This window comes from Sebaldella termitidis ATCC 33386, assembly GCF_000024405.1.
Classification (GTDB): Bacteria; Fusobacteriota; Fusobacteriia; order Fusobacteriales; family Leptotrichiaceae; genus Sebaldella; species Sebaldella termitidis.
Genome location: NC_013517.1, coordinates 3,306,670 through 3,325,293, shown reverse-complemented (window position 1 = coordinate 3,325,293; position 18,624 = coordinate 3,306,670). Strand labels below are relative to the sequence as shown.

Annotated in this window: 17 protein-coding genes; 12 read left to right on the top strand and 5 right to left on the bottom strand. The window is 34.6% G+C overall.

What is annotated here, in order from left to right; translation table 11 throughout:
* The first annotated feature begins 29 nt into the window (after window positions 1-29).
* Together STERM_RS15655 and STERM_RS15650 are read left to right on the top strand one after the other, a co-directional pair.
* Entirely contained in the window at window positions 30-560 is a 531-nt protein-coding gene (locus STERM_RS15655) for a metallophosphoesterase (RefSeq protein WP_012862599.1), read from the top strand.
* On the top strand, window positions 557-940 hold the full coding sequence (locus STERM_RS15650) for a hypothetical protein (protein ID WP_012862598.1): 384 nt from the start codon (window positions 557-559) through the stop codon (window positions 938-940). Before STERM_RS15655 ends, STERM_RS15650 begins: the two co-directional genes overlap by 4 nt.
* Before the next feature lie 153 nt (window positions 941-1,093).
* Here STERM_RS15650 and tnpA read toward each other — a convergent pair whose 3' ends face one another.
* The 4 genes from tnpA to STERM_RS15630 all read right to left on the bottom strand — a co-directional run bounded on the left by tnpA (window position 1,094) and on the right by STERM_RS15630 (window position 4,934).
* Window positions 1,094-1,558 carry an IS200/IS605 family transposase gene (gene tnpA / locus STERM_RS15645; protein WP_012862597.1) on the bottom strand — a complete coding sequence of 155 codons (465 nt, stop codon included), beginning with the start codon at window positions 1,556-1,558 and terminating at the stop codon, window positions 1,094-1,096.
* 195 nt (window positions 1,559-1,753) lie between these two features.
* Window positions 1,754-2,575 (bottom strand): TPM domain-containing protein, encoded by an 822-nt coding sequence (locus STERM_RS15640; RefSeq protein ID WP_012862596.1) that lies wholly within the window; start codon window positions 2,573-2,575, stop codon window positions 1,754-1,756.
* On the bottom strand, window positions 2,572-3,636 hold the full coding sequence (locus STERM_RS22300) for a TFIIB-type zinc ribbon-containing protein (RefSeq protein ID WP_012862595.1): 1,065 nt from the start codon (window positions 3,634-3,636) through the stop codon (window positions 2,572-2,574). The genes STERM_RS15640 and STERM_RS22300 overlap by 4 nt, the downstream gene beginning before the upstream one ends.
* A 104-nt stretch (window positions 3,637-3,740) precedes the next feature.
* Window positions 3,741-4,934, bottom strand: a complete 1,194-nt coding sequence (locus STERM_RS15630; protein WP_012862594.1) for an SPFH domain-containing protein — start codon at window positions 4,932-4,934, stop codon at window positions 3,741-3,743.
* Window positions 4,935-5,198: 264 nt separating this feature from the next.
* Here STERM_RS15630 and STERM_RS15625 point away from each other — a divergent pair, with 264 nt between their 5' ends.
* The 5 genes from STERM_RS15625 (at window position 5,199) to STERM_RS15605 (ending at window position 10,052) form a co-directional block, all read left to right on the top strand.
* The gene (locus STERM_RS15625) at window positions 5,199-5,849 is read left to right on the top strand and encodes a TetR/AcrR family transcriptional regulator (RefSeq protein WP_012862593.1); all 651 of its coding nucleotides are present in this window, start codon (window positions 5,199-5,201) and stop codon (window positions 5,847-5,849) included.
* A gap of 12 nt (window positions 5,850-5,861) precedes the next feature.
* Window positions 5,862-6,056 carry an HU family DNA-binding protein gene (locus tag STERM_RS15620; protein ID WP_012862592.1) on the top strand — a complete coding sequence of 65 codons (195 nt, stop codon included), beginning with the start codon at window positions 5,862-5,864 and terminating at the stop codon, window positions 6,054-6,056.
* Between the two features lie 28 nt (window positions 6,057-6,084).
* The gene (locus STERM_RS15615) at window positions 6,085-8,406 is read left to right on the top strand and encodes an FtsX-like permease family protein (RefSeq protein WP_012862591.1); all 2,322 of its coding nucleotides are present in this window, start codon (window positions 6,085-6,087) and stop codon (window positions 8,404-8,406) included.
* Window positions 8,407-8,428: 22 nt separating this feature from the next.
* Complete coding sequence (locus STERM_RS15610) at window positions 8,429-9,187, top strand: ABC transporter ATP-binding protein (protein WP_012862590.1); 759 nt, start codon at window positions 8,429-8,431, stop codon at window positions 9,185-9,187.
* A 91-nt stretch (window positions 9,188-9,278) separates the two neighbouring features.
* A complete protein-coding gene (locus STERM_RS15605) occupies window positions 9,279-10,052 on the top strand; it encodes a MipA/OmpV family protein (protein WP_012862589.1) in 774 nt (257 codons plus the stop codon).
* Between the two features lie 147 nt (window positions 10,053-10,199).
* Here STERM_RS15605 and STERM_RS15600 read toward each other — a convergent pair whose 3' ends face one another.
* The gene (locus tag STERM_RS15600; protein WP_012862588.1) at window positions 10,200-10,958 is read right to left on the bottom strand and encodes a formate/nitrite transporter family protein; all 759 of its coding nucleotides are present in this window, start codon (window positions 10,956-10,958) and stop codon (window positions 10,200-10,202) included.
* Window positions 10,959-11,382: 424 nt separating this feature from the next.
* Between STERM_RS15600 and STERM_RS15595 the strand changes: the two genes are divergently transcribed.
* From STERM_RS15595 to STERM_RS15575, 5 genes are all read left to right on the top strand, one after another.
* On the top strand, window positions 11,383-12,606 hold the full coding sequence (locus tag STERM_RS15595) for a DUF1576 domain-containing protein (protein ID WP_012862587.1): 1,224 nt from the start codon (window positions 11,383-11,385) through the stop codon (window positions 12,604-12,606).
* 1 nt (window position 12,607) lies between these two features.
* Complete coding sequence (locus STERM_RS15590) at window positions 12,608-12,946, top strand: hypothetical protein (RefSeq protein ID WP_012862586.1); 339 nt, start codon at window positions 12,608-12,610, stop codon at window positions 12,944-12,946.
* A gap of 322 nt (window positions 12,947-13,268) precedes the next feature.
* Window positions 13,269-14,735: a ribosomal protection-like ABC-F family protein gene (abc-f, locus tag STERM_RS15585; protein ID WP_012862585.1), complete on the top strand. Its 1,467-nt coding sequence runs from the start codon at window positions 13,269-13,271 to the stop codon at window positions 14,733-14,735.
* Window positions 14,736-14,981: 246 nt separating this feature from the next.
* Window positions 14,982-16,295 (top strand): DUF2252 domain-containing protein, encoded by a 1,314-nt coding sequence (locus STERM_RS15580; RefSeq protein ID WP_012862584.1) that lies wholly within the window; start codon window positions 14,982-14,984, stop codon window positions 16,293-16,295.
* Window positions 16,296-16,486: 191 nt separating this feature from the next.
* Window positions 16,487-18,619 (top strand): BglG family transcription antiterminator, encoded by a 2,133-nt coding sequence (locus STERM_RS15575; RefSeq protein WP_012862583.1) that lies wholly within the window; start codon window positions 16,487-16,489, stop codon window positions 18,617-18,619.
* Window positions 18,620-18,624: the final 5 nt, after the last annotated feature.

Genomic DNA, 18,624 nt, shown 5'->3' with positions numbered 1-18,624 from the left:
AAAATAAATATTTAATGGCGGTGGTAGCAGTGAAAAAAGTTTTTTTTATAGCAGATACACATTTTGGACATAAGGAAATTATAAATTTTGAAAACCGTCCGTTCAAAAATACGGAAGAAATGAATGAAATACTAATTCAAAACTGGAATAAAACAGTTTCTGAAAAGGATGTAATATTCCTGCTGGGTGATTTTGCCTTTGGGGAAAAAGAAGAAATACAACAGTATATTTCAGCTTTAAATGGATATAAGATACTGATTATGGGAAATCATGACAGGGTTTATCCGCAGTCGTGGTGGGCAGGAGCAGGATTTCAGGAAGTAATACAATATCCTGTAATATACAAAGAATGGTTTATGCTGTCACATGAACCTTTATATATTAATAAAAATATGCCGTATGCCAATATTTTCGGGCATGTACACGGGAATCCCCTTTATACTGATGTTTCAAGACAGAGTTTTTGTGTTTCGGCAGAAAGAACAGGGTATATTCCGCTGGAATTCGAAGAAATAACTGAAAAAATGCAGAATGCAATTAATCCGGAGGTGGAAAAATGAGCTGGGATGTAGTGCTTATTAAGACTAAAACTAATAAAGAAGCTATAGAAGATATAAAAAGTCCGCTTCCTTTTGACAGGGAGACTTTTATAAAAGAAATAAAAAAACATGTTCCGGACCTGAATACGGAGGATAAGACCTGGCTTCTTCTGAACAGAGAATACTATTCTGTGGAGTTTAACATGGGAAAGGATAAAAAAGCTGATTGTATAATGCTTCATATCAGAGGAAGCAAAGAGCCGGAGGACTTATTCGAAATTATAAAGGGAAAATTTCAATGCAGGATTTTTGATTGTTCCTCAGGGGAATTTATCGAAAGCGGTACAGAGAGTGCTTTTGGAAAATGGAAGGAATACAGGGACAAAGTAATAGGAAAATAAGGTTTTTTTCAATCAGGACCACCCCTTCAAGGGGTGGTTTGCTCCTTGGCTATAAGCCAACGGGTCTCTGACTACGCCTCAAGGCGTTCGCTTTCTCTTCGTTCAAGCTACTATTGTCTTTGACTCGTGGCTACCTCTTAAAGAGGTTTATTATCACTCCGACTTACCCCTAAAGGGGTCTTCGTATTCTTTCACACTCAGCTTATCTCGGGCTATATCCTGTTTTTCCTGTTCCTGAATATACTTTCTTATTGTCGTTTCATTCAAACCTACTGTACTTACATAATATCCTTCTGACCAAAAATGTCTATTACCAAATTTATATTTTAAATTTGCATGCCTGTCAAACAGCATCAGCGCACTTTTCCCTTTCAAATATCCCATAAAACTTGATACACTTATTTTCGGCGGTATACTTACCAACATATGCACGTGGTCCGTTTTTAAGTGTCCTTCCAGTAATTCTACTCCTTTATATTTACATAGACTCCTCAATATTTCTCCTACACTTTTTTTATATTGATTATATATTATTTTTCGTCTATACTTTGGGGTGAATACAATATGGTACTTACACATCCACTTTGTATGAGACAGGCTATTACTTTTTTTAGCCATTCTTACACCATCCTCTCTAATAGTAGCTTGAACAACTTCTATTATATTGGATTGGTGTTTTTTTGTACAACTTCGATTTCCTCACCCGCATAGCGGGTGGTTTTATGTTTCGTACGCTTTGCGTACTCAACTGACTTAAGTCTATAAATAAAAAAGGAGATATTTTTACATATCTCCTTTTTATAATTTATTTTGTTAAAATTTTCTGCTCCCTCCGCCGTGTGTTCTTCCGCTGGAAGATGTGTGAGTGGTACTTCCTCCGCTCCGGCTTGATCCGGAAGAGGAGACATTTTTAGGAATAGCACTGCGGGTAGTATTGGTAGATAAAAAATTATCTCTTCTTGTTGTCAGTTCAAAATTATCCTGATAAGTACTCATATGCGGTTTTCCTGAAATACTTTTCTTGGAAAAAATAAACAGAATAAATGTTATAAATCCTCCTGCTCCAAAACCAAAAAAAAGTGAAAAAAACAAGATATGAAATACGGTATATTTTTCTCTAAACGGTTTTTGCTGAAACTCCCATTTACTTATATAACGTTCGGATTCAGATAGAAAAATATTACTAGCTTTGAAATAGTCACCCTGGCCAAGGTCAGAATAAATTTCATCTAAAAGAGAATTTATATTACGGTCAGTAAAAATTGTGATTGCATTTCCGGTTGTACTGAGCGCTACTTCTCTTTCTTCCATATTTATAAGCATTAATAAGCCGGAAGCATCATTACCGTATCCAAAAGGATTATAATCATAAAAATCATCTGCATACTCCGTGGAGCTGAGTCCGTTAGTGGTATTAACAGTAACAATTGCTATATCTATATTATGTCTGGCAAGGATATCCTTAGCTTTCAGAGCCAGCTGTTTTTCCTGATCTTCTGTCAGCAGCTCCGCATAGTCATAAACTTTTATATCAGCATTAACTTTTGGAACATCGTCAGCGGAAGCAGAAGCAGGAAATGCAGATACCATTGTAAAAATCAGATAAATAATAAAAAAAATAGTTTTCTTCTTCAAATTAGCATCCCTCCTATGAAAAAAATCAATGAAGCAGCAAGACTGATTTTTAGAAAAAGAGAAAAAGCAACACCTAAACTTTTTGGGAGATAACCTGACATTTTTCCAGTTTGTCCGTTCATAGTAAAAACATATTTTTGTCCCCCGCATTTAGCCATTAATACCCACACAGGAAGCATTACATTAACATAGCTTGTTTCTTTCTTGTTTAGTGAATGATTTGTTCCCATGAGGGAAGAATATTCACGTGCTGTATTAAGAAGCATACTTTTAGCATTAGGATAAATACGTGAAAAAGCTTTTTCAGCAGCAGTGTTCACGTTATCATCATGAATTTCCGCAAAATGTCCTGAAAGATACTCCATTTTGAAGTTCAGCATCTGACTGTAATCAAAAGGCTCGAGCAGCTGCATAAGATTATCATCCATTTTCAGAGAGCCGTCCACAGGTACATTTTTGAAAAAAATCTCTCCGGATCTGGCAACTTCATAATTATCAGTTTTAGAATACCGGTAGTTGCTGTCACTCCAAAATTGTGTTTTCAAGCCCTGGGCAGTGAATGAAGAAGCTATATCAATATCAAAAAGCCAGAAGGGAACATAAAGTCCAGAAACTTCACCATTAGAAACCATATTCCTGAAATCTTTGGGAAGAAAAATTTTTCCGCTACATAAAGACTGAAGCTTCTTTATCGCTTCCTCTTTCTTTAGTTTGAAAGGGATAAGATAAGCAGGCTTGTTTTCTTCTTCTGATAAACGTGAGGCTATAATTGCGGGATTATGACAGTAAACACAAAAAGTGGCGGCAGTAGTAGGAGTAGTAATGATCTTTCCGCCGCAGCTGGGACAGACATACATGGTTGCTTCTTCTTTTGCCTGTGTCTGTGCTGCCGGGTTTATTTCTTCTTCTTTTATAGTCTCGCTGCTTCCCAGAGCTTCTATACGTCCCAGATCGGCACTGGTAAACTCTGAATCACAGAATCTGCACTTCCAGCTTTGACTTTCTATATCAAAAGAAAGTGGTGCAGAGCAATTGGGACATTTATAACTTACAGTCTCCATAATTATCTCCTTCATAAAAAATAAAGTTTAAATTTTCTTTTTTACAAAACACCGGTTTTTCTGTCAGAAGCATGAAAAACCGGCGTTATTAAATATATAAGTAGTTACAGCTTTTTACCGCACTTAGTACAGAATTTTGCATTTTCAGGAAGCTTTTCACCGCATTCCGGACAAAATTTAGATTCAGTTTTTTTATTGCCGCATTCAGAACAGAACTGTCCTGAATTTTTTGCACCGCAGCTGCATGTCCATGTGTCTTGATCAGAAGCAGCTTTTTGTTCTTCCTCGGCCTTTTGCTGATTCATTTGTGCCTGATTGCTGGAACTGGCAGAAGCCATAAAATTACCCCCGGACTGCATTCCCATTCCAACGCCCATAAAAGCCTGAGCAGAACCGCCTTCATTAGAACCGGCAGCTTCAATACCTCTGGCAACGCTGCCCTGCACATATCCCTCACGGATAGAAGGGTCAGAAAGCATAGCACCCTGATTTCTTATATTAATCAGTTTCTTAGATTCCTCATCATAAGAAATACTGGCAATACCCACAGATTCAATAACCATTCCGCGACGCTCGCGCCAGTCATTGTCCAGTACATCGGACATATATTTGGCAAGCTCCATTGATTTTGAAGTTACATGTGAAATACGTATACCGTCAATAGACATTTTATTAATAGCTGTCTGGAAAGCATTCAGAAATTCTGCGAGATACAGCTTGTGTATATCTTCAATATCAACATTAACTGCATTTCTTGGGATTGCTTCAGCATAAAACTTTAGCGGGTCTGTTATTCTGATGGAAAAATATCCGTAAGCCCGCAGGTATAACTCTGCATTGTAGAAATCATCAAAATAATTAACCGGATTAGTAGTCCCGAATGCTATATTTTTTATTTCCTGTGTATTAATAAAATATACTTTCTGTGAAGTTGAAGGAACACCGCCGTATTTTATACGGTTAAAAGTATCTTTCAAAGCTTCGCTGAAGTTGCCGTTAAATAAAGACGGGGCAGAGCTGTTACTGACAGTGTAGTATCCTGCTTCAGCACTGTAATCTATTACCTTTCCGCCGTCTACAAGCATCATGAACTGATTTTGCCCAACCATAATAACAGATTTATCTGTGATCAGATAGTCTGTTCCTTTTTTATTCTGGTTACGTTTGCTATCTCGGTGTACAGCAACACCGCCGGCCATAACAGTAGTATCACTCATATTGTCAGCTTCGATGACCTCGAGCCATTGATCCGCAAGAGAACCTCCAGCGGCAGAGGCTATTGCACGAATAATCCCCATAATATCCTACCTTCCTTATTCCTAATTTAAATATAATTTTTATATAAAATTATATCATGAATTCAGCATATATTTCAAATTTATTAGTATTTTCAATTATTTATTAAAAAAATTTTTTATATTGAAAAAAATAATAATAGAAGCAGCAATTGAGCCCTATAAAATCATAGTTGCAAAGTTTTGAAAAAAGAGCTTGACTTTAGAAAAAAAATAATATATACTTTTTATAGACTGACGGTCGGTCTATGAAAAGAGGTGATGAAAATGAGAATTGTAAAAAAGCCTGATGAGCGCAGAAATGAGATACTGGATGCTGCTGAAAAACTTTTCGCCGAAAAAGGCTTCATGAAAACTACAATAATAGATATTTTGCAGGAAGTCGGGATAGCTAAAGGGACATTTTACTATTACTTTAAGTCAAAAGAGGAAGTAATGGATGCTGTGGCTATGAGGTATATAGATATGGGGACAATAGCAGTGAAAAAAATTATAGAAGATAAAAGCTTTACTGCTATAGAGAAGCTCACAATACTTTTGACCAAAGATGTTACTAACGCAGAAAATAAAGATGAGATGCTGAAAGAATTTCATCAGGCAGGAGACGCGGAAATGCATCTGAGAAGTCTGGTTATATCTATAGAGCGTCTGACACCGTTAATAACCGATGTAGTACTTCAGGGGATAGAGGAGGGCGTATTTAATACTCCGTATCCAAAAGAGACTGTGGAAAATATACTGGTTATTCTGAATATGATTTTTGATGAAGGAGTATTTCAATGGACAGCGGAGGAGAAAATTCAAAAAGCTAAAGGTTTGGCTTATCTCATGGAAAAGTCCCTTGGAGCTGAAAAAGGAAGTTTTGATTTTATGACAGAGAGTCCTGTCGTAAAAGATAGTATTAATAATAAAGAATAACGGAGGGAAATTATGAATAAAACAGAAATAGCCAGAAAGGTATCAGAAAGATCTGGAGTGGAATTTGAAGAGTGCAGAAAAGTAATAGATGCTTTTGAAAAAGTGCTGGAGGAAGAGCTGGCAGATTCAAAGGGACTTGGCGGGGCATTTGACAAGATATATAATGTAATGAGTTTTTTTAAGGGCAAAAAAGAAGAAAAAAATTAAAAAATTATATTGGGGATGTTTGAATAAAATGATTTTGAGAATGGTAAAAAAGGATTTTTTAAGGAATAAAGCTGCAATAATGACTTTATTTTTGTTTATATTTCTTTCATCACTGTTTGCTTCTGCGGGAAGCTTCATGGCTGCAGGACTTACAGGAGCGGTAAAACATCTGTTTGAAAAATCAAAAGTGCCTCATTTCGTTCAGATGAATTCCGGCGGGATAGATAGAGCAGCCATCAGCAGATTTGTATCAGAAAGCCGGCTTATAAGTGAAGTACAGATAGTAGAAATGATAAGTATGGGGAGCCGGAATATACTGTTTAACGGTAAAGAGGAAACCGGGCAGAATGACATCATGGATATCAGTCTGGTAAGGCAGAATAAAGATTTTGATTTTCTGCTGACACTGGATAACAGTCCTGTTTATGTAGAAAAAGGAAAGATAGCTGTTCCTGTTTATTATATGCAGAAAGAGAATCTGAAAAAGGGAGATAAAATAAGAATATATGACGGAGATTTCAGTGCTGACCTTATAATTTCAGATTTTATAAGGGATGCACAGATGAACCCTGCAATCATACATTCAAAACGTTTTGTAATAAATGATGAAGACTTTCACAGCATGAGAACTAAAATAGGAAAAAGTGAACAGCTGCTGGAATTCCGGCTGGATGATATAAGCAGTCTCGGAGAATTCAGAACAGAATACGGTAAAGCGCCGTTTCGTCTGAATGGTCCGGTTATTGATCACAGTCTGTTTATACTTCTGAACTCTATAACAGACGGAATAATAACAGCGGCAGTTATACTGGTAAGTATAATTATAAATATAATAGCACTGTTGTGTCTGAGTTTTACCGTTTTAGCATCGATAGAAGAAGACTACAGGGAAATCGGCACAATGAAGGCAATAGGTATAAGTAATACAGAAATAAAAAAAATATATGCCGTGAAATATGGAGTAATATCAGCAGTTGGATGTGCATCGGGATATTTGCTGTCAGTATTTCTGAAAGGTTTTCTTCTTTCCGATATGAGCCTTTATATGGGAAAAGTACCATCAGGTGCAGCAGAATATATTTTTGCAGCTTTTGCATCATTATTAATATTTTTTATGATAATGCTGTTTTGCATGATTATTTTGAAAAAATTCAGGAAAATAAGCACTGTAGAGGCTTTAAGAACAGGAATAAAGGATAAAAGAAAAAGCTTTAGGATGAATCTGAAAAATTTCAGATTACTTAATCCAGATATTTTTCTGGGAATAAAAGATATTTTGGTCAGATTCAAATTATACAGACTGTTATTTATGATTTTTTTCATATGCTCTTTTCTGGTAATCGTTCCGGTAAATTTTCTAAATACAATAAAGTCACCTTCATTTATAGTTTATACCGGAGCAGCTGAAAGTGATATAAGAATAGATATACAGCAGAGTGCGAAAATAGAGGAAAATTTCAGTGATATTATAGCATATATAAAAAACGATGCAGATATAAAGGAAGTTTCACCAGTGGCAACAAGCAGGGTTCAGATTTTGAATGCTGACGGGGATTATGAGGATATTGATATTGAAACAGGAGATTTTACTATATTTCCGGCCGGGTATATAAAGGGAAAGGTACCGGTAAATGACGGAGAAGCAGCACTTTCATATCTAAACAGCAAAGAAACCGGAAAAAATCCGGGTGATAAAATAATACTGAAAATAGACGACACTATTAAAGAAATGACTGTAACAGGTGTATATCAGGATATTACAAACGGAGGAAAAACCGTAAAAGCAGTAATTAAAAGCAGAGATGGGGAAAAACAGAGATATGTAATAAATATAAATGTAAAAGAGGGAACAGATATTAATAAAAAGATTGCATCATATAAAAAAATATTCCCGGAAGCCAAAATAACATATCCAGAAGAATATATGAATCAGACCATGGGAGAAACTGTAAAATATCTTGAGAATTTTACTCTGGTTACAATATTGTCAGCCTCCGGAATACTAATGCTTATGACTTCATTGTTTCTAAAAATGTTATTGTCGAAAGACCGTTTTGAGATTTCTATATTGAGAAGAATAGGACTGTCTGTAAGAAATATAAAGATACAGTATGTAACAAGAATGATCTCGGTTATCATTCCGGGAATACTGCTGGGAACTGCTGCTGCCAATACAGCTGGACAAAAAATAACAGGTATTATGTGGTCCTTTTTAGGAGCAGCAGAAATCAAATTTGTGATAGATCCGTTACAGGGATATATTTTATGTCCGGTAGTATTAACTGCAATTGTAGTAATAACTACATTACAGGCTACAAATTCGGTAAAAAAATATGAAATGGAAAAATAGTAAGGATAGAACAGGAGGTACTGTGGAAACAATACTTGAAACAAAGGATATAAAAAAAACATATGTATTTGATAAAAATATAAAGCAGGATGTTTTGAAGAATATAAATATAAAGATAAAAAAAGGAGAATTTGTGTCTGTGATGGGTCCGTCAGGCTCGGGTAAATCAACACTTCTTTATAATATAAGCGGAATGGACAGAATAACATCAGGAAATCTTATTTTTGAAGGGAATGAAATATCCGGTTTTTCGGAAAATGAGTTTTCAAAATTACGTCTCGAAAAAATTGGTTTTATTTTTCAGCATATAAATTTTTTAAAAAATATGAATATCTACGATAATATTGCATTTCCTGCATATGTGGCAAAAAAGCAAAGCAGAAAAGAAATAAATAAAAAGACAGAAGAGCTGATGAAAAAAACAGGGATTTTTGAGCTGGCAGAAAAGGATATTACAGAGGTATCAGGTGGACAGCTTCAGAGAGCAGGAATCTGCAGAGCACTTATAAATAACCCCTGTATTCTGTTCGGGGATGAGCCGACAGGTGCCCTGAATTCGAAATATGCCAATGATGTAATGGATATCATATGCGGAATAAATAAAGAAGGGACAACAGTTTTGCTGGTAACTCACGATATAAAAGTAGCTTTGAGAAGTGAAAGAATACTTTTTATGAAAGACGGAAGCATAACCGGCGAATACCATCTCGGGAAATATGAAAATGAATATAAAAAGCGTGAGGAAAGACTTTCAGAATGGCTTATGAAGATGGATTTTTAGATAAAAATACAGAAAGCAGAATCAGTTAAAAATAAAAAAATTAATAGCATATATTATTAATAATAAATACAAAAAATCAGGAGGAAAATTTATGAAAAAATTATCAGTATTATTGGCTTTATTGGTATCAACAGTATCATTTGCAGAAAAAGAAAGAGAAAACAGTATAGACTTAGGTCTGGGTGTATTTTACAGAAACAGTGTTTACAAAGAAAAGGATAATGATGAAGTATTGCCGCTTCCAGTGGTGGGAGTCAGATATAAAAATTTTTATTACGAAGCACCCGTGGAGCTTGGATATCGCTTTTATGACAAGGAAAACCTTACTTTTACGGCTTACGGGAGATACAATCTTTATACAGGTTATAAACCCAAAGATTTAGAAAATGAATTTAAGGATATGGATAAAAGAAAAGATGATTTTCATCTTGGATTAAGAGGGAAATATAACTTTGGCCCTCTGGGTACAGGAATAATTGCTCATGTTTCTGGGGATGTATCTGATAAAAGTGACGGAATGCTGGCAAGAGCTGAAATCAATCAGCCGGTTGCACTGGGAGAAAGAGTAACGATTATGCCGTATGCCGCAGTAGAATACATGAGTGAAAATTATACTGACTATTATTTCGGAATAAAAGACAGCGAGGCTGCAAGAGGGATTAATAACGGCAAGAGCTATAAAGCAGATGATTCTGTTAACTTTGAAACAGGGGTAAGAGGTATGATAAAAATAAATAAGAGTTTTAATGTATTTCTTACTGCCAGCTATACAAGATATGGGAACAGCATAGCAGACAGCCCGTTGGTAAAGGACAGAGATATTTATACTGTAGGTACAGGAGTATCATATAGTTTTCATTTCTAAAATATTGTGATATAAAAAGGGGCTTATTGTTATTAATAAGCCCTTTATATATTTCTCGGATTATTTTTTGGACTCGCATATATTAAGCTGCCTGAAAATATCCTTTACAAAATTTTATTTGAAAAATTCTCTTTACTTCCATGATACTTATTTTTTGCCGATTATATAATAGGCGCCGCCCAAAGCACAGCCTCCGACAATATTACCCAGAGTCACCCAGAATAAATTATACCCGAAACCGATTAATGATATTTCCAGCGGATGCGGATACAGCAATGCTGCCGAAAAGAGACTCATATTGGCAACGCTGTGTTCAAATCCGGTAGTTATAAATGCAAAAAGGCACCAGAATATCATAATAAGTTTTGCTGTTTCCTCTTTTAGCTTAACTGCAGAGAGAACCGCAAGACATACAAGGATATTACATAAAATACCTTTAAAAAATAAATCCGGTGCAGGCGTATTCATCTTTGACTTTGCAGTATTCAGTAAAAATCCAGCTACCTCTTTATTTGCAGCATTTGAGAGAAAAAATAGCAGTCCGACAAGCATAGAGCCGGCAAGATTTCCTAGATAACTAAATATCCATATACTAATTCCGTCTTTTACGGTAATTTTTTTATTCAGCATACCGGAAAACATAGCCATATTATTACCGGTAAATAATTCTGAACCGGCCATAATAACAAGACTTAGTGCTATTCCAAAGCCGAGACCCATAAATATTTTGTACTGATATCCGTTCTGGCTTGTAACTCCTCCTATTGTCATAATAAGAAATATTCCCAGTCCCACATAAAATCCTGCAAGCATAGAAGCAATAAAGTATTTTGTTTTACTCTGTTTTAAAAGTTTTACTTTTTTTATTCCGTATTCATCTAGTTTTTCCAAAGTTTCGCTAAACATCTGTTCTCCTTTCTATGTATCCTTACTATTCTATCATATGTGAAAAAAATATTTTGTAACAGATGAAACAATTTCAGGATTTTAATCCTAAAATAATTTTAATATCTGATATTTTAATAAAAATGAAAATTGTAAGAAAATAATATTTATTTACAGAAAAAGTATACATTAAACACAAAGAAAAAAATTATATATTAATAATCAAAAGGAATTTTTTTATCAAAAAAAATGAAAAATAAAAGAGCAGCTGATTTATAGCAGCTTCAGCAGTCAGCTTTAACTGTATCCGATAAAAAAATTATTGAAACTATAAAAAAATGTATTGAAAAAATTGACTAATCTTTTTGTGATGTAGTATAATATTATACCAAATATTACAGATACAAATCTGAAATAATCTTATGTAAGTAAAAACGGGAGGTTTATGATAATTAAAAAGATAGAACATATTGACTTAATTTTATTATTTTTTCTGGCAATAATTTTTGTAACAACGCCTGTTCAGGAATTAGGGACGGGACTGATGAGGCTGATTATCTCAAGGGATACACTTATTACTGATTATACATCAGTAAGCGGCATAGGACCTACATTGTTAAATGTGTTTTTTGTCATGGCTTTTACTTTGTTCGTACAAAGAATAAACAGAATTGAGCTGAACGGATTTGTTATGGCTGGTTTACTAACAACAATGGGATTTTCGTTTTTTGGTAAGAATATATATAATATTCTGCCTGTATATGCAGGAGTTTATCTATATTCAAGATTCAATAACAAACCATTCAGGCAGTATTTTGTAATAGCGATGTTCGGGGCAGGGCTGGCTCCTATAGCTACCAACACCATTGAATTAAATATATTCTGGATTATTCTGGGGATAAGCATAAAGATTTTTTACGGTTTTATACTTGTTCCTCTGGCAAGCCATATAATAAGGTTTCATAACGGGTATGTCCTTTATAATATAGGTTTTACCGGCGGGATATTTGCCATGCTTTTTACGGGGATATTCAGGACGCTGGGATACGAGCTTGATGTAGTGGTAGATGTAAACCAGTCTCAGTATGTCCATCAGATACTTCTTATGATTCTGCTGTCAATATCGGGTTATTTTCTGCTGTTCGGGATTATAAAAGGCGGCTTCTGCTGGCATAAATATAAGAGAATGATGTCTATGAGCGGAAGGGCAATTACAGATTATTACGGGCTTTTCGGCGAAGAAATGACACTTATTAATATGGGTGTCGTAGGATTACTGCTTACAATGGTGGCTTTGAGTACCGGACTTACACTAAATGGGGCAACAGTAGGCTCCATAATAAGTGTAATAGGTTTTGCAGCATTCGGGAAAAATCCGAAAAATATAACACCGGTAATAATAGGGTGCCTGCTTATAATAGCAGCTACCAATGCGACAATTACCCCGGCAGTTATTCTGACTATTATTTTTGTTACGGGGCTGGCTCCGCTGGCGGGAGAGTATGGTTTTTTTATAGGAATAATAGCGGGAGTCATGCATTTTTGTCTGGTTCAGTATACAGCGGACTGGCAGGGCGGTGCGAATCTTTATAATAACGGTTTTGCAGGAGGCTTTGTAGCAGGAATAATACACAGCATAATGGATAGTCTCTTTAGAAGAAAGGCTTAAAATGATTAATGAGATAAAGAAAAACGGTAAGATTATAGATGAGCTTGTGACTTTTTTTCTTAAAAAGAAGTATCATCAATTGAAAATGGATTTGAATTATTCACAGGAAAAAACAATAATTACTATTTTTTTGGGTAAGCTTACAGACAGGGAGTTTGACCTGATAAAAGAGTGCTTTTCACAAAAAAGAGACAGGGCGATGGAGGAATACGGCTGGGTTCTCATGGGAGAAAGTGAGGTTTCGGCGGAATTGAATCTTGTAGGAATGTGTGTGGATGAATTCCGTATGGAAAGAATCGAGGAGGACTTTGTTATGATAGAATTAACAAGGTATCATTAGAATAATTACAGATAAAGAATTTGACTTTTGGCACATAAAAAGCTATAATATTTAAATAAATTACAGATTGGAGTTGAGAGGGTGAATAATATTTCTTGCTAATTAATAATTCGGGAATAGCGTATATGAACAGCAGCGGCTGTTTTATTTTGCTTTTTCCGGGCAGGAAAGTTATTACTCTCGATATAATATATATGAAATAACTGGTTTAGAAAACTATTTTATTTCTTTTCGGGCTGCGGAACTTTCCTGCGGCTCTTTTTTATTTTTAATATAGAGAGTAAATCTGAAACTGATGTTTTACTGACAGGGAGGTGATTTTATGTCATTAATAGATATAAAAAATTTGACATTTAGTTATGAAACAAGCTTTGAAAATATTTTTGAGGATGTGTCTTTTCAGATTGATACAGACTGGAAGCTGGGATTTATAGGAAGAAACGGTAGGGGAAAAACTACCCTGCTGAATCTTTTACTGGGAAAATATGATTACAGGGGGAAAATTTCGGCATCGGTAACATTTGATTATTTTCCTTTTGAGGTAGAGGATAAATCACACACCACAATAGATATAATTGATTCAATTAATAACAGCTATGAAGTATGGGAGCTAAACAGAGAGCTTTCACTGCTTGATGTGGATCAGGATGTTCTGTACAGACCGTTTGAGACACTAAGCAACGGAGAGCAGACAAAGGTTCTGCTTGCAGCTTTATTTCTGAAAGAACAGAATTTTCTTCTTCTTGATGAGCCCACAAATCATCTTGATGAAGAGGGAAAGGAAACAATAGCAGAATATCTCAAGAAAAAGAAAGGATTTATACTTGTTTCACATGACAGGGATTTTCTGGATAAAATTATAGACCATGTATTATCCGTTAATAAAACAAATATAGATATTATAAGAGGTAATTTTTCCGACTGGAATCAGAAGAAGGAAAGAGAGGATAATTTTGAAACAGCGGAAAATGAAAAACTGAAAAAAGATATAAACAGATTAAAGCAGGCGGCTAAGAGAACTTCTTCATGGTCTGAAAAAACTGAGGAATCTAAATTTGGGACAAAGGGAGTAGACAGAGGTTTTCTGGGGCATAAATCTGCTAAAATGATGAAAAAATCAAAAAGTATTGAAGCAAGGCAAAATAAAGCAATAGAAGAAAAATCAGGTCTTTTGAAAAATATAGAAACTGCCGAAAATCTGAAGCTTCATCCTATGGTATATCCCAAGGGCTCTTTGGTTGATGTAAGTGATTTATCAATATTTTATGGAGATAAAATCTTATTTGAAGGAGTGGATTTTTCTGTTAGAAATGGAGACAGAGCAGTAATAAAAGGAAAAAACGGTTCAGGGAAATCCAGTCTGATAAAGCTTCTTGCAGGAGAGGAAATACCCCATATGGGTTTTATCAAGACAGGAAGCGGATTAACTATTTCGTATGTTCCGCAGGATGCTTCTTTTCTTTCGGGAACTTTAAACTCATTTGCAGAGGACAGGGGAATAAATGAAACTCTTTTCAAATCAATATTGAGAAAACTGGATTTTGACAGGGGACAGTTTGACAAAAGGATAGATGAATACAGTGAAGGACAGAAGAAAAAGGTTCTGCTGGCAGGCAGTCTCTGCGAATCGGCACATCTTTATATATGGGATGAGCCACTGAATTTTATTGATGTAATTTCTCGGATTCAGATAGAAGAATTAATATTAAACTATAATCCTACATTAATTTATGTGGAACATGACAGTGCATTCAACAGAAAAATTGCAACTAAAATAATAAATTTATAATAATAAGGGAGTAACGGGCTGTATGGCTGAAAATAAACGGTTGGAATAGCGGCTGCTCCCTTTTAATATGTAAAAATGATAAAAATAAAAAAACTCCTCTTTTACGTTAAATAAAACTAGTAAAATAATGAAAATCTTTTTTGCAATTACAAAGATAATATGCTATATTCTCATTATATAGCAGCACAGGTATTATAAGGTTTTTGTAACACTTACTTTAACACGGATAATGAAAGGGTGAGTAATATGCAAAACAACGGCAGCGGAAAAAACTGGAAAGAGATAAGGGAAAAAGTTCCCAGAAGCAGTCACTCTGAATGGGAAATTGCACCAAAAAGAGATCCGCTTTCCATATTAAGAAAACAAGATAAAGCAAGAATTGAAAAATTAATACCGATAAGATATGAACGTATGGCAGTATCGCCGTTTACATATTTTAGGGGAGCAGCAGCAGTGATGGCACACGATCTGGCAAAAACACCAGTCACGGGAATACATGTTCAGATCTGCGGTGATGCGCATATTGGCAATTTCGGGATATTCGGCTCTCCGGAAGGAACCTTGCTTTTTGATATAAATGATTTTGATGAAACTATAAAAGGACCGTGGGAATGGGATTTGAAACGGCTTGCTGCCAGTATTATACTAGGCGGGGAATCTATAGGCATCGGAAGAAAAGAATGTCTGAAATATGCTTTTAATGCCGTACAGTCATATAAAGATACTATGAAAGAAACAACTAAAATGAATACCCTTGATTTATGGTATAAGAAGATAAAAATCGATGATATTGATATAAAAAAAGAAAAGATGAGAAAAAAGCTCGATGAAGTAAATGCCAAGGCACGAAGCCGTACGAGCCAAAAAGCAATGGAAAAATTCACACATATAGTAAACGGGGAAAGAAAATTTATAGAAAATCCTCCTTTAATAGAGCATGTTTTTAGTGATGAGGATTTGAATTTTGTGCATAACGGCATGAAGAGTTACCGTGAAACCCTTTCAAGTGAAAAAAGACTTATTCTGAACAGATTCAGAGTAACAGATATAGTCAGAAAGGTAGTTGGTATAGGAAGTGTAGGAACACCGTGTTTTGCTGTTCTTCTTCTGGGAAAAGATGATAACGATCCTTTGATAATGCAGGTAAAAGGAGCTTCTAAATCTGTGTTTGAGCCGTATCTGAATACAGATGCTTATATTAACGGTGGACATCGTGTGGTGGCGGGGCAGAGAGCTATACAGGCAGGAAGTGATATTTTTCTTGGATGGGGAAAACTTAATGATAAGGACTTTTATGTAAGGCAGCTTTGGAATATGAAAGGTTCCATACCAATGGAAGAAATCAGGGAAGAAGGATTTGACCTTTACGGGCAGGCATGCGGCACGGCTCTTGCCTATGCACATGCCAATACGGGAAACCGTTTTGCCATATCGGATTATCTCGGTAAGTCTGATACATTTGCCGGGGCAGTAGCTGATTTTGCCGCAAAGTATGCCGATCAGACAAAAAAAGATCATATGCAGCTTCAGGAGGCTATAGAGAATAGACTTTTTGAATAAAGAATATAAAGAGAAGTATTAATATAAAATCTAAGCATAAGGTAATATTTATAGCAGATAGTATTTATAAATAACAGAACAGAAAATTTGAGAAAAAATTAAGAGATAGATTACTTCAAAAAAACGCGAAGATATTTATCTCTTTTTTTATTTTATTTTTAAGGTATAGTTATAACGAAAGGAAGATGAGTATGTTAATAGATAAAAAAGATATCGGCATATTGGAATTTTTTCTGAATGAAAATTCTGTTTCTGTAAAGAAGCTGGAAAAAGACATAAATGTAACAGAAAGAGCAATAAGAACCAGATTCGAAAATCTGAATTATGTTTTCCAAAAAAGTAATATGAAGGCAGAATTGAGAATAGAAAAGAACAGGGCAGTATTAAGCAGGAAAAATGAAAATCTGGGAAAATTTCTGGAAGAATTTGATCTTGGAAATTATAATTTTAATAGATATGAGAGAATGGAAATAATTTACTTTTTTTCTCTTATTTCAGAAGACGGTTTCAAGTTTGGAACTCTTGAAAAAATTTTGAATGTAGGAAAAAGCACACTGAAAAATGATATGAAGGAAGTACGGGAGGAGCTTCATAAACAAGGATTTTCATTTATTTCAAGACCAAAAAAGGGTCTTATACTTGTGGGAAACGAAAATAATATAAGAAAACTGCTTTTGGAATATATATTAAAGTACTTCTGTATAAAGAATTTTGACAGTATAGAAATAAGAAAAGCAGCAGAGCCTGTCTCAAGAGCAGTGAATAATCTTATAAAACAGATGAAAACAGGAGATATAAAGCTGTACTTTAATTTTTTGAAAAAAATCGAAGAAAAAATAAAGAAGATGATTTCAGATGAGGGGTTTGAGGTATTAATCATATATCTGCTGATTATCCACAGCAGAAAAACAGAGGATCAGCTTCAGGGAGAGCATATCTCAAACGGAAATTTTCTAAGGGCAACAAATGAGTATAAAAAATTAAACAGGCTTATTCAGGACTGGAATTACCAATATAACAGATTTAGCAGCAATGAATTTGAAATACTGAAATTTGTGGAATATCTTTTGGGAACACACTCATATAACTTTGATTACTCATTTTATGAGAACTGGATACAGACAGAGACACTTATCAGGGAAATTATAAAAAATGTAGATGAGAAGCTGGATATTTCAATTGTTAATGATAATCTGCTTGAAGATGGGCTGATTAACCATATAAGACCTACAATATACAGAATAAAAAATAATATAAGGCTGAAAAAACTTGATCTGAATGAGATTACGGAAAAATATGCGGCATTGCTTGATATAGTGAAAGAATCCGTAAAACCGCTGGAGGATTATCTCGGAAAGAGCATGGAGATAGAGGAGCTTGCATATCTGACAATATATTTTAAGCTCGCAATAGACAGAAAAAGAAAAAAGCTGAATCGTCATATTAATAATATTCTGATAGTCTGTAATTTTGGTTACGGGACATCCAGACTTCTGGTGGAGAATCTTAAAGAGAGATACCTGCTGAACATTACAGATGTAATTCCTTATAATAATTTTCTTGATTATGATCTAAAGGATACAGATATTATTATATCCACAATAGATATAAATCTGAATCATTCTGAAATACCGGTAATTAAAGTGAGTCCCATACTAAGCAGTGATGATGAGAAGAAAATAAAAAAGTATCTTAAAGAAAAAACATATGAAAATGTAAGTATGGGAAAAGTAATGGAAATAATAGAAAAACACGGGAGAATAGAAAACAGGAATGCTTTGGAAAAAGAACTGGAACTATATCTAAATGTGAACAGAGAGGAGGAAATAGAGTATATAAAAACACTTCCGGAAATACTGCCGGCTGAAAATATGAAAATTATCCGGGAGGTGGCAGACTGGCAGGAAGGAATAAGAGAGTCCGGGAAAATACTGCTGAGAAACGGATATATAAAAGAAAGCTATATAGAAGAGTGTATAGAGATAATTTTTCAAAAGGGCATGTATATGCTTATAGGGAAAAATATAATACTGCCTCACGGGAGCATCAAAAAAAATGTTTTTAAAACCGGAATGAGTTTTTTGAAATTAGAGAAAGAAATTGAGTTTCCGGAAAATATAAAAATAAAAAATATAGTAATGCTGGCTACATTGGATAAAAAAGAACATATAAACGCATTTTTGCAGCTGAAAAAAATTATAGACGAAACTGATTTTCTGGATGAAACAGAAAAAATTACAGATGAGATAAAATTATATAATCTGATGGCTGAAAAATTTGAAAAAATAAAGGATAAAAATTTTGAAATTTTAAAATATAAATAACAGGA

What these genes read in the sequence shown, in the direction of transcription:
- tnpA (WP_012862597.1), bottom strand. Translation starts at nt 1,558, where the DNA reads ATGGCTAAAAAAAGTAATAGCCTGTCTCATACAAAGTGGATGTGTAAG.
- STERM_RS15605 (WP_012862589.1), top strand. Translation starts at nt 9,279, where the DNA reads ATGAAAAAATTATCAGTATTATTGGCTTTATTGGTATCAACAGTATCA.
- STERM_RS15580 (WP_012862584.1), top strand. Translation starts at nt 14,982, where the DNA reads ATGCAAAACAACGGCAGCGGAAAAAACTGGAAAGAGATAAGGGAAAAA.
- STERM_RS15650 (WP_012862598.1), top strand. Translation starts at nt 557, where the DNA reads ATGAGCTGGGATGTAGTGCTTATTAAGACTAAAACTAATAAAGAAGCT.
- STERM_RS15575 (WP_012862583.1), top strand. Translation starts at nt 16,487, where the DNA reads ATGTTAATAGATAAAAAAGATATCGGCATATTGGAATTTTTTCTGAAT.
- STERM_RS15620 (WP_012862592.1), top strand. Translation starts at nt 5,862, where the DNA reads ATGAATAAAACAGAAATAGCCAGAAAGGTATCAGAAAGATCTGGAGTG.
- STERM_RS15615 (WP_012862591.1), top strand. Translation starts at nt 6,085, where the DNA reads ATGATTTTGAGAATGGTAAAAAAGGATTTTTTAAGGAATAAAGCTGCA.
- STERM_RS15590 (WP_012862586.1), top strand. Translation starts at nt 12,608, where the DNA reads ATGATTAATGAGATAAAGAAAAACGGTAAGATTATAGATGAGCTTGTG.
- STERM_RS15630 (WP_012862594.1), bottom strand. Translation starts at nt 4,934, where the DNA reads ATGGGGATTATTCGTGCAATAGCCTCTGCCGCTGGAGGTTCTCTTGCG.
- STERM_RS15600 (WP_012862588.1), bottom strand. Translation starts at nt 10,958, where the DNA reads ATGTTTAGCGAAACTTTGGAAAAACTAGATGAATACGGAATAAAAAAA.
- abc-f (WP_012862585.1), top strand. Translation starts at nt 13,269, where the DNA reads ATGTCATTAATAGATATAAAAAATTTGACATTTAGTTATGAAACAAGC.
- STERM_RS22300 (WP_012862595.1), bottom strand. Translation starts at nt 3,636, where the DNA reads ATGGAGACTGTAAGTTATAAATGTCCCAATTGCTCTGCACCACTTTCT.
- STERM_RS15625 (WP_012862593.1), top strand. Translation starts at nt 5,199, where the DNA reads ATGAGAATTGTAAAAAAGCCTGATGAGCGCAGAAATGAGATACTGGAT.
- STERM_RS15595 (WP_012862587.1), top strand. Translation starts at nt 11,383, where the DNA reads ATGATAATTAAAAAGATAGAACATATTGACTTAATTTTATTATTTTTT.